The sequence below is a fragment of the Nocardia sp. NPDC051750 genome (assembly GCF_044453135.1).
In the GTDB taxonomy this organism is placed as follows: Bacteria; Actinomycetota; Actinomycetes; order Mycobacteriales; family Mycobacteriaceae; genus Nocardia.
On sequence record NZ_JBITCK010000007.1, the window covers coordinates 488,537 to 502,677 of the forward strand.

A 14,141-nucleotide genomic window follows, 5' to 3' on the forward strand; every position below is an offset into this window, starting at 1 on the left:
CTGCGGGCCCTACCCCATGCGTCCCGCGCAGCGGCCCGAGGAACTCCGCGCCGACGTCGAAGCCAATCTGGTCAGACTCGGGCTCGATCGAATTCCCTTTGTCAATCTGCGCCGCCTCGACACCGGCCCAGGGTTACGCGCCGAGGGTGACCAGGTGGTCGATATCGATGACCAGCTCGCCGTCATGACCGCGCCGCGTGACGAAGGCAAGATCGGCGGGATCGGCCTCAGCAGGGTGAACTCGGAAGGTCTGCGCCAGGCGCTGCCCGCCGGTATCGCCTGTGTGCAGAACGCGTACAGCCTGGTGGCGCGCGACGACGAGGGGATACTCGAACTCTGCCGCGCCGGGAACATCGCCTGGGTGCCGTATTTTCCGCTGGGTAGCGCCTTTCCGGGGATGCCCAAGGTGACAGACGAGCCGGCGGTTGTCGCCGCCGCGCGGTCGCTCGGGGTCACCCCGGCGCAGATCGGCCTGGCCTGGCTGCTCCACCACGCCCCGAACGTGCTGCTCATCCCCGGGACCGCGAGCGCCGAACATCTCGAGGGGAATGTCGCGGCCGGCGCCGTCACTCTCGACGACGCCACGATGGCCGCGGTGCCGGCCAAGTCGGGCGATATTCTGCTCGGCCCACGCGGCGAGTAGTAGGTAATCCATCGAATGGCAGACCGGGGTTGTGGTCCGCGGTGCCGGTTACCGGCACCCGCGAACCCGCAACCCCGCTGCGTCAGCGCGCAAACGATACGGCGACCCGACGCCGTCCCTTCGCGATTGCGGTACGCAGGCCGCTCCGTTTCCCGGTCACCGGGTCGATCGTGGAAACGGCCACGCCGTTGAATTTGCGTTCCGAAGCCGTTTCCGGGGCATCGTCGGCGGTGTGGCGGAGGTATTTGTTGGGCAGTGCCAGTTTCAGGATGGTCCGCCATGCCTTGAAGTACTGGACGGGCAGGGAACCGGTGGTATAGGGCAGGTCGTACTTATCGCACAGTTCCCGCACCCGCACCGCGACCTCGGCATACCGGTTACTGGGCAGGTCGGGGAAGAGGTGATGCTCGATCTGGTGGCTGAGATTCCCGGTCATGAAATGCATGAGCTTGCCGCCGGAGATATTGGCGCTGCCCAGCATCTGCCGCAGGTACCACTGCGCATGGGTCTCGTTGTCGATATCGGCCTTGGTGAATTTCTCGGCACCGTCCGGGAAGTGCCCGCAGAAGATCACGGCGTTGGACCAGATATTGCGGATGACGTTCGCCGCGAAGTTCGCGGTGAGGGTGTGGAAGAACGACGGGCCCGTCAGCAGCGGGAAGACGACGTAATCCTTCAGCGCCTGCCGCTTGACCTTGGCGAGTACTTCGTCGACCTTCCGGTCGAATTCGGCCCGCTCCGGGGTTCCCGGCGCAACCTTTCCGGCCGCGATCTTGCCCAGCTCCAGATGCTGGATCGCGACGCCGTATTCGAAGAGTGACTGCAGCACCAGGTTGTATACCGGGTTACCGATATTGAACGGCTTCCAGCGCTGGTCGCGAGTGACCCGCAGCAGGCCGTAGCCGATATCGTCGTCCATCCCCAGGACGTTGGTGTACTTGTGGTGCAGGTAGTTGTGGGTGTGCTTCCAGTGTTTGGACGGGCCCGCGTTATCCCATTCCCAGCGGCTGGAGTGGATCTCCGGATCGTTCATCCAGTCCCACTGACCGTGCATCACATTATGCCCGATCTCCATGTTCTCGATGATCTTGGAGGTGCCGAGCAGCGCCACGCCGGCCAACCAGGCCGGGGGTAGGAAGCTTGCGAAAAGGACTGTGCGGCCGCTGATTTCGAGTGCACGCTGCAGCCGGATGACGTTGCGGATATAGCGGGCGTCGCGCTCGCCCCGGGTCGATTCGATGTCCCGGCGAATAGCGTCGAACTCGGCCCCGAGCGCTTCGACATCCGCCTCGGTGAGGTGCGCGTATTCCTTGACATCCGATATAGCCATGCGGGCTACCCTACCGTAAGTTACGACACCGTAGGTTTGGAGGATTTGGTAGAAAATGTGGCGTGCGCCCTATTGCATGTCCCAATGGGGGGTGATAAGTCGAGCGGAATCCGCCGACGTAATGGATCACTACCGAGGCTCGACGTCATAATCGCCCGGTCGAGGGCGGACGTTACATCCGAAATCGATACGGCGAAACCCCGGGCGGGCGACTACCGGGCCGGCCGTCCGGCGTTAGCTGTCCGCAGTGCATTCCGGGCCCGCCGGACCAGATCCCGCTCCTGCCGGGCTTTGGCCCGCACGGTCCGCTCGGCGGCGCGCAGCACTTCTTTCTCGTGCCGGGCCTTGGCCCGCAAGGCAACCTTCGCGTCGTGCAGAGCCGATTTCAATCCGCGCCGTTCACCGGTCGCCGGGTCGATACTCCACGGCCGATGCTCGGTGCCCGGCCGGGCGGTGAGTGCGGCGAACTTGCGTTCGGACGATGTTTCCGGCGCATCGTCGGCGGTGCGCCGCAGGAAGCGGTCGGGGAGCGCCAATTTGTGAATGGTGCGGAATGCCAGCAGGTACTGCTTACCCAGCGATCCGGTCGTATACGGCAGGTCGTACTTCTCGCAGAGTTCGCGCACCGCCACCGCGACCTGCGGATAGCGGTTGCTCGGCAGATCCGGGAAAAGATGATGTTCGATCTGGTAGCTCAGATTCCCGCTCATGAAACCCATCACCGGCCCGGCGGAGAAGTTCGCGCTGCCCAGCATCTGCCGCAGATACCATTCACCCCGGGTCTCGCCGGCGAGTTGTTCCTCGGTGAACTTCTCGGCGCCGTCGGGGAAATGGCCGCAGAAGATGACCGCGTAGGCCCACAGATTGCGGACCAGGTTCGCGGTGGCGTTCGCCTTCAACGTGGCGGTGAAAGCGGGACCGGTGATCGCCGGATAGATCACGAAATCCTTGGTGAGCTGCCGGACGATCTTGCGGCCGAACAGTTTGTTCGGTTCGGAACCGAGCTGGAAGCGTGGCACACCGGCGAGTTGTTTCTCGATCTTCCAGTCGTGCAGCGCGATACCCCATTCGAAGGCGGCGGCCAGGACGATATTGGCGATCGGCTGCACCAGGTGCAGGGGACGCCACTCTTCGTCGCGGGTCATCCGCAGAATGCCGAACCCGAGGTCCTCGTCCCGGCCCAGCACATTGGTGTAGGTGTGGTGGGAGTAGTTGTGCGCCCGCCGCCACTGTGCCGACGGCCCGGTCATATCCCACTCCCAATTCGTGGAGTGGATTTCGGGATCGTTCATCCAATCCCATTGGCCGTGGCTGATGTTGTGCGCCAGCTCCATGTTCTCGATGATCTTGGCGACCGACAGCATTGTCGTACCGGCCAGCCAGGCCCAGCGGTTGCGGCTGCCGAACAGTACGGCGCGCGCGGCGAGTTCCAGGCCGCGCTGGGCGGCGATGGTGCGCCGGATATAGCGGGCATCGCGTTCGCCCAGAGATTGCTCTACGGTGCGCCGGATACCGTCGAGTTCCTGCCCCAGCATCTCGACATCCGCGGCCGTGAGGTGGGCAAAGGCTCTGATGTCGGTGATGGCCACCGGCGTCCCTTCTGTAGGCGCGATATGCGGAGACGAGAGCGGGATAGGTCGAAAACGAGAACACGTTTCCGCGAGCGTCGACGCCCTCGGGGAGGAACCCACCCGTTCCTCTCGAGGGTACCTGTGCCCGGTGATTGCCGGGAGTGGTGGTTCGGTCAGACGTCGAGCGTGCAATCCCCGGCGGCGGCGGAGATACAGGTCTGTACCTTTTCGCCTTCGTACCGTTCGTTGCCGTTGCGCAGATCGCGGGCATGTCCCGAACTCAAGGTCACCACACAGGTTTGGCAGATACCCATCCGGCAGCCGAACGGCAGCTGAACGCCGGCGGATTCACCGGCCTCCAGCAGTGTGGTGGCGCCGTCGACGGTCACTGTGCGCCCGGTCTTGCCGAAGGTGACGGTGCCGCCCTCGGTGGTCGCGGACCGTTCCACCTCGAACCGTTCCACGTGCAGGGCGTTGCCGAGACCGGCGCCGTGCCAGTGTTTCTCGATTTCGTCGAGCATGCCCAGCGGGCCGCAGGCCCAGGTCTGCCGCTGCCGCCAATCGGGGTACAGCTGGTCCAGGGCGGCGGGGGCGAACTTGCCTTTCGCGCCGGTGAGGTGGATATGCGAGACGAATCCCGGATGCCGCCGGTGCAGGTCCTCGAGTTCGGCCGCGAACATCACCTCGTCGGCGGTGCGGGCCGAATGGATATGCACCACATCGGTCACCGCGTCGCGGCGGTCCAGGGCACGCAACATGGACATCACGGGCGTGATACCGGATCCGGCGGTGAGGAACAGCACCTTCGGCGGCGGTGGCGACGGCAGCACGAAGGCGCCCTGCGGGGCCGCCAGGCGCACAATGGTGCCCGGACTCACCCCGTTGACCAGATGGCTGGACAGGAAACCCTCGGGCATCGCCTTCACCGCGATGGCGATGACTTTCTTGCCGTAGCGCGGGTCGTCCCAGTCGGGCGGGCTGGTGAGCGAATACGAACGCCAGTGCCAGCGGCCGTCGACCAGGATCCCGATACCGATGTACTGCCCGGGCTCGTACCGGAAATCGAACCCCCAGCCCGGTTTGATCACCAGGGTGGCCGAATCGGTGGTCTCCTTGCGGACGTCCACCACCCGGCCGCGCAGTTCCCGCGCCGACCACAGTGGATTGGCCAGATGCAGATAGTCGTCGGGCAGCAGCGGGGTGGTCGCCCGGGCCACCGCCCCGCGCAGCATGTTGAGCCGGCCGCCGCGTTCGGCGACATCGGCCGCCGGAGCCTCCAGCCACTCCCGGACATTATCGAGAAACATCGGTGCCGTGTCGTCCTTCTGTCGTCGTGGCCACCGTCGGGCGACCGCCTGCCCACAGGTTACGGCATCGTAGGTTGGGCCGGGATGGTGCGCTGTCACAACGATCGGCCGATCATTTCGGCAGCGTATCGAGGCGGGAAGCCGGCGCGGGCCGGGGCCCGGAGCAAGGGAAGGCTCAGAGCAATTCGAGGAGGAAAGGCAGTTCCTGGGTGGCGTACCAGGCCAGTTGATGGTCCTCGGCGTCACCGAGGACGAATTCGGCGTCCTCGTCGCCCAGATCCGCGGCGTCGATGATGTCCACGGCCTTGGCCACCGCGGATTCGGCCTCGGCCAGGTCCATATGCACCGATCCGATCCGCTTGTACTCGATCGGGCCGTCCAGTTTCACGACGGCGTCGTCCAGGTCGGGGCGCAGTGTGACGCCTGTGGCGTCCACCGCGATCACCGCTCGCCGGAACATCGGCGTGGCCGAACTGTGGATATCATCGGCCAGCAGCCGCAGCGACGCGCGGGCCGCCTCCGCCATGGCGACCTCCGCGAGTTCCTCGTCGTCGCCCGAGGCGTAGGCCTCGCGCAGCGCGGGGGTGAGGGCGAAGGCCGTCCCGCCCACCGCGTGTAGTTCGCGTTTGTCCACCAGTTCCCGCAACATCGCGACGGTGGCCGGTACGTACACACGCATGGTCTTGCGATCAGAGGCAGGCACCGAGTAACTCCTCCATAGATTCGGGCACCGACGCGGCCAGTACACCGATATCGGCCATTGCCTCGCGGTCGGCGTTGAGTCCGTAGCAGACCCGTCCGTCGTAGGACGAGATCCCGATACTCGTGGCCTGGTTGCGCAGCAACGGTGACACCGGGTACATCTCCAGCATCCGCGCACCGCCGACGTACATGGCCGTCTGCGGGCCCGGCGCGTTGGTGATCACCACATTGAACGTATGGTCTGCGAACGTACTCGCCGCCCGGACGCTCATCGCATGCAGGCTGGCCGGAGCGAAACCGGCCAGATGTACCAGCGTACGGGCACGGACCGCATGCCGCTGCCGGCCGTCGTCCGCCGTCGCGTGGGCGATATGCGACAGGCGCATCACCGGGCTCGGTTCGCCCACCGGCAGATCGATCAGCAGGGGCGTGATCTCGCTGGGCAGGGTGCGCCCGGCCCGGGGTTCGGTGCCGTAGCCCGACATCGGCACGACGGCCCGGAGCACGGTCGATTCGGTCATTCCTTTGTTACGCGACATCAGCCAGTTGCGCAGCGCGCCGGTCAGCACCGCCAGGACCACGTCGTTGATGGTGCAGCCGACGTGCTGGTGGATCCGTTTGTAATCGTCCAGGTCGGTCACCGCGGAGGCGAACCGGCGCTGCCGGCAGGTGCGCGTGTTCAACGGACTGTCCGGTGCACCGCCGGCCGCCGACCGGATCGCCGACGCCACGGTGTCCAGGGTGCGGCCCGCAGTACCGATCAGCCCGGCCGCGTTCGCGCCGGCTTCGCGGAGCACCTCGACCGCCGAGGCCGGCTGCGCCACGAGATGGCCGAGCGCACCGAGCAGCAGATCGGTATCGCTGGGCTCGCGGCCCGGCCGCCACCGGTCATCGGCGATTTCCCGCGGAGATTCGGCCGCGTCCGCGACGACATGCCCGATTTCCAGGGCGGCGTCGCCGTCGACCAGTGCGGCGTGGGATTTCGTGTAGATGGCGCAGCGGCCCCCGGCCAGCCCCTCGATGAGATATATCTCCCACAGCGGCCGGGATGGATCCAGCGGGCGCGAGCCGAGCCGGGCGACGAGTTCGTGCAGCTGGTCGTCGTTGCCCGGGGAAGGTAGTGCGGAGCGGCGGATGTGATAGGTGATATCGAACCGGCTGTCATCGACCCAGACCGGCCGCCCCAGCGACAACGGGACCTCCCGGACCTTGCGCCGGTATCGGGGAACCAGCGGCAGGCGTGATTCGACCAGATCGACCAGAACCTGGTAGTCCAGGAGTTGCTCGCCGCCCGCGGTGTTGTCCAGGACGATCAGCGACCCGATGTGTACCGGGTGGGTGGTCGATTCCAGCCGGAAGAAGTCGGCGTCCTGCGGTGTCAGCCTGGCTATCACGCTGGTGTCTGCCCCTTCGGAGTCCGGAACCCGGACTCCATTGTGACCAGTCGGAAGCCGTTTCCGCACCATTGTGTGGATTTTCCGATACGGAATTCGGCGGCCTTGCGTGGTGCCCGGCGTTGGTATATCGGATCCGCCCCCGTCCACGCCGGAAATTGTGACGAAGGCGCGGTGGCCGGGTACGCGCCGACGCCTACCATGGGAGCCGCATTACCATGAAGCAAGCTGTGGCTGCGCTCCCGTTGCCGGGATGTGCCGCCGCGAACATCGGAGCCGAAACCGACCCAGAGGACTGACGAGACTCGTGCCTGCGCTGACACTGTCGAGGTTGCTACGTTTTGGTGAAGGTCGCATGGTCAAGCGGCTCTCCCATCTCGCGCACGAGGTGATCGAGCTCGAGGACGACTTCGCCTCGCTCACCGACGCCGAACTACAGGCCAAGACCGATGAGTTCCGGGAGCGCTACGCCGACGGCGAGACCCTCGACGACCTGCTGCTCGAGGCGTTCGCGGTGGCGCGCGAGGCCTCGTGGCGGGTGCTGCAGCAGAAGCACTACAAGGTGCAGATCATGGGCGGCGCGGCCCTGCATCTGGGCAATATCGCGGAGATGAAGACCGGTGAGGGCAAAACCCTCACCTCGGTACTCCCCGCGTATCTCAACGCGATCAGCGGCGACGGCGTACATATCGTCACCACCAACGATTACCTGGCCAAACGTGACTCCGAATGGATGGGCCGGGTGCACCGCTTCCTCGGCCTCGAGGTGGGCGCGATCCTGGCCGGAATGACGCCCGCGCAGCGACGCGAGGCCTACAACGCCGATATCACCTACGGCACGAACAACGAATTCGGCTTCGACTATCTGCGCGACAATATGACCCATTCGCTGGACGATCTCGTCCAGCGTGGCCACAATTTCGCCGTGGTCGACGAGGTCGACTCCATTCTGATCGACGAGGCCCGGACCCCGCTCATCATCTCCGGCCCGGCCGATGCCTCCAGTAAGTGGTATGCCGAATTCGCCCGAATTGCGCCTTTGTTGAAAAAGGATCTGCACTACGAGGTCGATATCAAGAAACGCACGATCGGTGTGCACGAGGCCGGTGTGGAGTTCGTCGAGGACCAGCTCGGTATCGACAATCTCTACGAGGCCGCCAACTCGCCGCTGGTCAGTTACCTGAACAACGCCGTGAAGGCCAAGGAGCTCTACACCAGGGACAAGGATTACATCGTCCGGGACGGCGAGGTGATCATCGTCGACGAGTTCACCGGGCGCATCCTGGTCGGCCGCCGGTACAACGAAGGTATGCACCAGGCGATCGAGGCCAAGGAAGAGGTCGAGATCCAGCCGGAGAACCAGACCCTGGCCACGATCACCCTGCAGAACTATTTCCGCCTCTACGACAAGCTGTCCGGGATGACCGGTACCGCCGAAACCGAGGCCGCCGAGCTGCACCAGATCTACAGCCTGGGCGTTATCCCGATCCCGACCAACCGGCCGATGGTCCGGTCCGACCAGGCGGATCTGATCTACAAGACCGAAGAGGCGAAATTCAACGCCGTGGTCGACGATGTGGTGGAGCGATTCGAAGCGGGGCAGCCGGTGCTGATCGGTACCACCAGCGTGGACCGTTCGGAGTACCTGTCCAAGCAGCTCACCAAGCGCGGTGTTCCGCACAATGTGCTGAACGCGAAGTTCCACGAGAAGGAAGCGCAGATCATCGCGGAGGCCGGTCGGCCCGGCCAGGTGACCGTCGCGACCAATATGGCCGGCCGCGGTACCGATATCGTGCTCGGCGGTAACCCGGACATTATTGCCGACACCCTGCTGCGTCAGCAGGGGCTGGACCCGGTGAATACACCGGAGGAGTACCAGGCCAACTGGTTCCATGCCCTGGAGAAGGTGAAGAAGCAGGTCGCCGAGGATGCCGAGGCGGTGAAGGAAGCCGGCGGTCTGTACGTGCTCGGCACCGAACGTCACGATTCCCGGCGTATCGACAACCAGCTGCGTGGCCGGTCCGGCCGCCAGGGCGATCCGGGCGAATCGCGGTTCTATCTGTCGCTCGGTGACGAGCTGATGCGCCGTTTCAACGGTGCCGCGCTGGAGTCGATCATGACCCGCCTCAATCTGCCCGACGATGTGCCGATCGAGGCGAAGATGGTCTCCAAGGCCATCAAGAGCGCGCAGACCCAGGTCGAACAGCAGAACTTCGAAATCCGCAAGAACGTGCTCAAGTACGACGAGGTGATGAACCAGCAGCGCACCGTCATCTACGGCGAGCGCAACCAGATCCTGCGCGGCGAGGATATGGAGGGCCAGGTCCAGAGCATGATCACGGATGTGATCACCGCGTATGTCGACGGCGCCACCGCCGAGGGCTACGTGGAGGACTGGGATCTGGACAAGCTGTGGGGTGCGCTCAAGACGCTCTACCCGGTGAGCATGAGCCACCAGGACCTCACCGGCGAGACGGAGGTCGGCGAGGCCGGCGAACTGACCGCCGACGATCTGCGGGAGACGCTGCTCGACGACGCCCACGCCGCCTACGAACAGCGCGAGTCGGAGATCGACGGGCTGGCCGGCGAGGGCAGTATGCGCACCCTGGAGCGTCAGGTGCTGTTGTCGGTGCTCGACCGCAAATGGCGTGAGCACCTCTACGAGATGGACTATCTCAAAGAGGGCATCGGCCTGCGCGCCATGGCGCAGCGTGATCCGCTGGTCGAATACCAGCGCGAGGGTTTCGATATGTTCGCGAACATGCTGGAAGGGTTGAAAGAGGATGCCGTCGGCATCCTGTTCAACGTCCAGGTGGAGGTCCAGCAGCCGCAGCCCGAGGGAGTGCAGATCGACGGCGGACTGCGGTCGCCGATCGGCTCCCAGCCCGTGCCGCCGGAGAGCCAGTACCCGACGGAGAAACTGCCGATCCAGAACGGCGCCCCCCCGGCATTGCGGGCCCGCGGTATCGACCAGTCGGGTCCGCGGGGCCTCAGCTATTCGGGTCCGGCCGAGGGCGGAAGCACGGCGGTGCACAGCGATGCCGAGGAATACGGTTCCGACGATCAGCCGCAGGGTACCCGCCGCCAGCGTCGCGAGGCTGCGCGCGCGCAGACGAAACAGGGCAAGGGGCCGAAGTCCCGTCGTAAGAACTGATTCCGCAAGAACGGCGCCCCACCTCCCGGTGGGGCGCCGTTGTTTTCGTGCGGGCCCCGGCGTTCATCCGCCGGGGCCGGACCCGATCAACTCGGCGCGGTGTGCCGTGGACAGTAGGAGCGGACCGCGGCCGCCAAGAACAGGTAGGGGTACTCCACCAACGGACGTGCTTCCTCGGCGAGGTACGTGCGATTCGCCGCGGTGTTGCCGGATTTGTCGAGATATTCGCACTGGGCGCGAGCGAGTGCGATCGCCCCGTCCTGGAGGGGCCGGGCCTCGTCGTCGAACGCACTGGCCCGGAGGAATTCTCGATCGCGGAAAGGTAGTTGGGCGACGGAATCGTCTTTTCCGGCCGGATTGTGCGGGCCGGTGGTGCCCGTGGCACCCGATCGGGCTGTACCCGGATGCGGTTGTGCCCAGACGGCCGGGGAACTGCCGAACACGATCGCGGAGGCCACCGCGCTGATGATCAATATCCTGAACATCGTTCCTTCTGTGCTCGAATGACATGCGGATGGGAAAGCTGTCGTACACACAGATATCCGGGCCCGGGGGCCTGGACGATCGCCTCGATACCTCGCGACTACCGCGGAGGCACTGCATCGATGCGCGCGCATCGTAACCGGAATCGATGTTGACTGTTTGCCGTTCGGGTGAGAACCGCCGAACAGGATTCGCTCACGGTGTCACCGACGGCTTACGGCCCCGCTGGACCGCAGCGGTCCAGCGGGTTCACTCCTCGTGTTCCAGATTCCGGTCCAGGCGCAGCAGCACCTCGACGACCTGCTCCTGAACCCACTCGACCATGCCCTTGGTCCCCATCCCGGTCGCCACGGGTACCTCCGCGGCGAGCGGAATCACATAGCGCCCGTCATCGGCCAGATCCCGCCACCGCAGCCCCATATCGACCCGGCCGCGTGGTCCGAACATGGACCGGCCCTGGAAAACCTGGACCGACCCGACCGCGGTGGTAGGCGCTTTCAGGAAGGCCGCGCTGCGGTAGGCCTCGTCGTCCTCGGGTTCGTCGTCATCGCTGATCAGCGGGACGAAGGGCCGGGCATCGGGCTCGGTATCGGGATCCAGCAGGGTGATCTGGCTCATCCGGCCGGCTTTCGCGGGCGGCAGCAGGTCCAGTACGGTCTCGACGAGGGCATGGGGATCGCAGGCGGTGATATCGAAACCGCCGCTGTGCCAAACTGTTTCGCCTGGGCGCTGAGTGATCACGAAACCCCGGGCTCGTTGCCTGACCGCGTGTATCCGGCTCCAGCTCTCCGGCTTCTCCGGCTCCTGCTCGTCCCAGGCCTGCGCGACGACGGTGACATCCGGCCGGGCGACGGCACCGGCCATCGCGTCCAGATCGGAATCATTGCGGTCCCGCAGAGCCCGCAGGGTTACCGCCCGCTCCTGCCGATGGTCCGCCGCCAGCCAGGTCCGGCTGGTGAAGGTGAAGGGAACCGGTAATTCGGTGGATCCGTGTTCCTCGCACAGGAGGACGAACTCGAGATCCGTCAGTTCCCAGGTGTGATTCACTGCTCGATCACCGGCCGCACCTTGGATTGGGAATCTTCGAAGATTTCGTCGAGGTTCTCGCGCGACACCAGGAACTCCGGCGGGGTGTGGTCGCTGTTCTGTCCGTTGGTATTCGCCGCGCCGGCGCCCGCGGAGCCCATCATGGGCGAGCCGGGCATACCGCCGGGAGAGGTCGATCCGGCCGATACTCCGGAATACGAGGCGACTTCCAGGCCCGGACCGGCGACCGAAGCGCGGGGGAACGGGCTCGGCTTCGTCCCCGGATACGGTTCCAGTGGGGCGTGTTCCGTGGCCGGTACTCCGGCGCCGCCGCCCGAGCCGCCGCCGGCCGGCTGGATCTCACCCGAGCCGGACAGCAGTTCGCCCAGATGCTGCTGGAGCTGACTCGGATCGAGCATCTGCGCGAACTGGTCCATCCCGGGCATGTCGCCGGTCTGGGTGAAGGCCTGGATGCCCTGGGTGAGCATGTTCACCAGCCGGTCGAGCATGCTCTGGCTCTCGGCGCCGGGCGCGCCGCTTGCCATCGTTTCCGGTGTCCCACCGAGTAGTCCGGCGATCGCTGCTTCCGTATCGGTCGGACTGATATCGCCCGCCGGTTTGCCGGTGGTTTCCCCCAGCGCGCCGAACAGGGTTTCCATCTGGCCGTACGGTGAATCTCCCGAATACAGGTCCTCGAGTGGGGTGTCCTTCAATTCCTCGGGCATCTCGTCGAGCGGGATACCGGTGATCTTCGACAGGGCGTCGGCGAGAGTCGGTGGTTTGCCGTTCTGCCCCGTGACCGGAATGTTCTTCAGGGATTCGGGCAGGAGCGACTTGGGAATGCCGGTGAGCTTGGAGAGGATATCGGCGGCGGTGGGATTCTTCGGCATGGTGGTGCCGGTGACCGGGGCGCTGTCGCTGCCGCTGGGAATGCTTTCCGCCGGAGTGTCCGCGGCGGGGATCGAGGGCACGGTCGGTGTTGTGCTGGCGGGGGCCGGGGTGGTTCCGCCGGAACCACCGGGGGTTTCGGAAGAGGCGGGCGTCGTTTCACCGGAGCCGTATTCGGCCTGATCGTGACTGGGGACCTCGGGGGTTTGCGCGGGGCTTTGGCTGCTGCTGCCTTGTCCTTGGCCCTCGCCTTGACCCGTGCCCTGCCCTTGGCCCGTGCCCTGGCCGCCGCCTTGACCTTCGCCTTGGCCGTTGCCGGACCCGCTCCCGGATCCTTGGCCCTCGCCCTCGCCCTGGCCCTGGCCCTGGCCGGTCTCCTCGAGGGCGTCGTCGTATCCCTGCTCGTACCCCTCGTCGTAGCCTTCCTGATAGGTCTTGTCCCCGGGGCCCTGATTGTTCGGGTTGTTCTCGTTGTTGTTGTTCGGGTTGTTGTTGTTGTTCTGGTTGTTGTCCTCGTTCGGAGGCGGGGGCGGGGGTGGGGGCGCCGGCTTGGGCTCGGCAATCGGCCCTTCGATGATCGGCATTTCCCGGAGAGTGTTGCGCATGCCCTCGGCGTAGTGCTTGTCCCACTCCTCTCGGTACCGCTGGAGTACGGCCTGCTCGACCGAGGAGCCCGTCAAGTTGAAGTCTTCCTGCGGCATCGAGATCTGAGTCCGGCGCAGCCACTCTGCCGTGTACCACATGTTCTCACTCATCGAGAACATGGAATTCCACAGCGGGGCAATGGAATCCACGTAGTTCTTGGTGGCCGTCCGAGCCCGGTCCGCGGCCTGGCCGAGCCACTTGTCCTGGATACTCTCGATGGCGGTCTCGAACTTTTCCAGCTCGGTCTTCGTATGCGAGGCCAGCTGCCACCACCGCTGCCGCATCGCGGCCAGCACGAAGATGCCCCAGGGCAGGTTGTCCGCCAGGCCGCGGAAATGCTGGAAGCCGAGCGCCGAACTGTTCTCCAGCTGGACCGTATCCGGTGATATGGACTCCTGGCGGCCGATGTAGCGCTGCAGCTCATCGGGCACAGCGGAGGCAGGGAGGGAGCGATAGTCGTCCTGGACCCCGTCCCAGCCCGCATTGGTCGGCGTCCCCGCGGGGTGCTCGGAGGCGTCGTAGTCGGGGCCGTCCGTGTACACCATCGGAATCTCCGAGGTCGGCTCCACGGGCACCTTGAACTCGGCGAGTTTGTCGAGAATCTTGTCGAGATCCGCCGAGTTCTCGGTCTCGGTCCGGCGGTAGTAAAGCCCCGCCTGGACGAACGCATTCGCCATCTCGGTGCCGATATTCGCGTGGTCCTGCAGCACCGTGGACAGTCGATCCGCGCGTTTGTTGTAGATCTCGGCGAGTCCCTGGCCGGAGGTCAGGATGCCACCGGTGAAGTTGCTCAGTTCGTCCATATAGAAATCGTCGATGGCGGCGCGCATGGCGAGCATCTGATCGACCATCCGGCCGGCGGCTTCCGCGCCGGTCACGGCCGCGGCGGGGTCGAAATACAGAAGGTTTTGGGACGCATCCTGTTTCAGACCGGCCCAGGTGCCCGGCTCTTGAACCATCGGAACTGACCTTCCCTCGAAAACCGGCCCGGTGTGGCG

At 65.4% G+C, this 14,141-nt stretch carries 9 protein-coding genes and 1 pseudogene; 2 read left to right on the forward strand and 8 right to left on the reverse strand.

Going from position 1 to position 14,141, the window contains the following annotated elements; genetic code table 11:
• Window positions 1-7: 7 nt before the first annotated feature.
• A pseudogene (locus ACIA75_RS30160) lies at window positions 8-643 on the forward strand (aldo/keto reductase); the annotation flags it as partial.
• A gap of 82 nt (window positions 644-725) precedes the next feature.
• On the opposite strand, the gene ACIA75_RS30165 reads toward ACIA75_RS30160, so the two are convergent.
• The 5 genes from ACIA75_RS30165 to ACIA75_RS30185 all read right to left on the reverse strand — a co-directional run bounded on the left by ACIA75_RS30165 (window position 726) and on the right by ACIA75_RS30185 (window position 6,947).
• Complete coding sequence (locus ACIA75_RS30165; protein WP_397109994.1) at window positions 726-1,973, reverse strand: fatty acid desaturase family protein; 1,248 nt, start codon at window positions 1,971-1,973, stop codon at window positions 726-728.
• 212 nt (window positions 1,974-2,185) lie between these two features.
• Window positions 2,186-3,562 carry a fatty acid desaturase family protein gene (locus ACIA75_RS30170; protein ID WP_397109996.1) on the reverse strand — a complete coding sequence of 459 codons (1,377 nt, stop codon included), beginning with the start codon at window positions 3,560-3,562 and terminating at the stop codon, window positions 2,186-2,188.
• Window positions 3,563-3,717: 155 nt separating this feature from the next.
• On the reverse strand, window positions 3,718-4,851 hold the full coding sequence (locus tag ACIA75_RS30175; RefSeq protein ID WP_397109998.1) for a ferredoxin reductase: 1,134 nt from the start codon (window positions 4,849-4,851) through the stop codon (window positions 3,718-3,720).
• A gap of 175 nt (window positions 4,852-5,026) precedes the next feature.
• Window positions 5,027-5,530, reverse strand: a complete 504-nt coding sequence (locus tag ACIA75_RS30180; protein ID WP_397110346.1) for a DUF6912 family protein — start codon at window positions 5,528-5,530, stop codon at window positions 5,027-5,029.
• Between the two features lie 10 nt (window positions 5,531-5,540).
• Window positions 5,541-6,947, reverse strand: a complete 1,407-nt coding sequence (locus ACIA75_RS30185; RefSeq protein ID WP_397110000.1) for a wax ester/triacylglycerol synthase family O-acyltransferase — start codon at window positions 6,945-6,947, stop codon at window positions 5,541-5,543.
• Window positions 6,948-7,254: 307 nt separating this feature from the next.
• Here ACIA75_RS30185 and secA point away from each other — a divergent pair, with 307 nt between their 5' ends.
• The gene (gene secA / locus ACIA75_RS30190) at window positions 7,255-10,101 is read left to right on the forward strand and encodes a preprotein translocase subunit SecA (RefSeq protein ID WP_397110002.1); all 2,847 of its coding nucleotides are present in this window, start codon (window positions 7,255-7,257) and stop codon (window positions 10,099-10,101) included.
• A gap of 86 nt (window positions 10,102-10,187) precedes the next feature.
• Here the strand turns inward: secA and ACIA75_RS30195 are convergent, their stop codons facing one another.
• The 3 genes from ACIA75_RS30195 to ACIA75_RS30205 form a co-directional block, all read right to left on the reverse strand.
• Window positions 10,188-10,586: a DUF732 domain-containing protein gene (locus ACIA75_RS30195; protein ID WP_397110004.1), complete on the reverse strand. Its 399-nt coding sequence runs from the start codon at window positions 10,584-10,586 to the stop codon at window positions 10,188-10,190.
• 247 nt (window positions 10,587-10,833) lie between these two features.
• Window positions 10,834-11,631, reverse strand: coding sequence for an ESX secretion-associated protein EspG (locus tag ACIA75_RS30200; protein WP_397110006.1), 798 nt, complete (start codon window positions 11,629-11,631; stop codon window positions 10,834-10,836).
• Window positions 11,628-14,102: a hypothetical protein gene (locus ACIA75_RS30205; protein ID WP_397110008.1), complete on the reverse strand. Its 2,475-nt coding sequence runs from the start codon at window positions 14,100-14,102 to the stop codon at window positions 11,628-11,630. The genes ACIA75_RS30200 and ACIA75_RS30205 overlap by 4 nt, the downstream gene beginning before the upstream one ends.
• Window positions 14,103-14,141 lie beyond the last annotated feature (39 nt).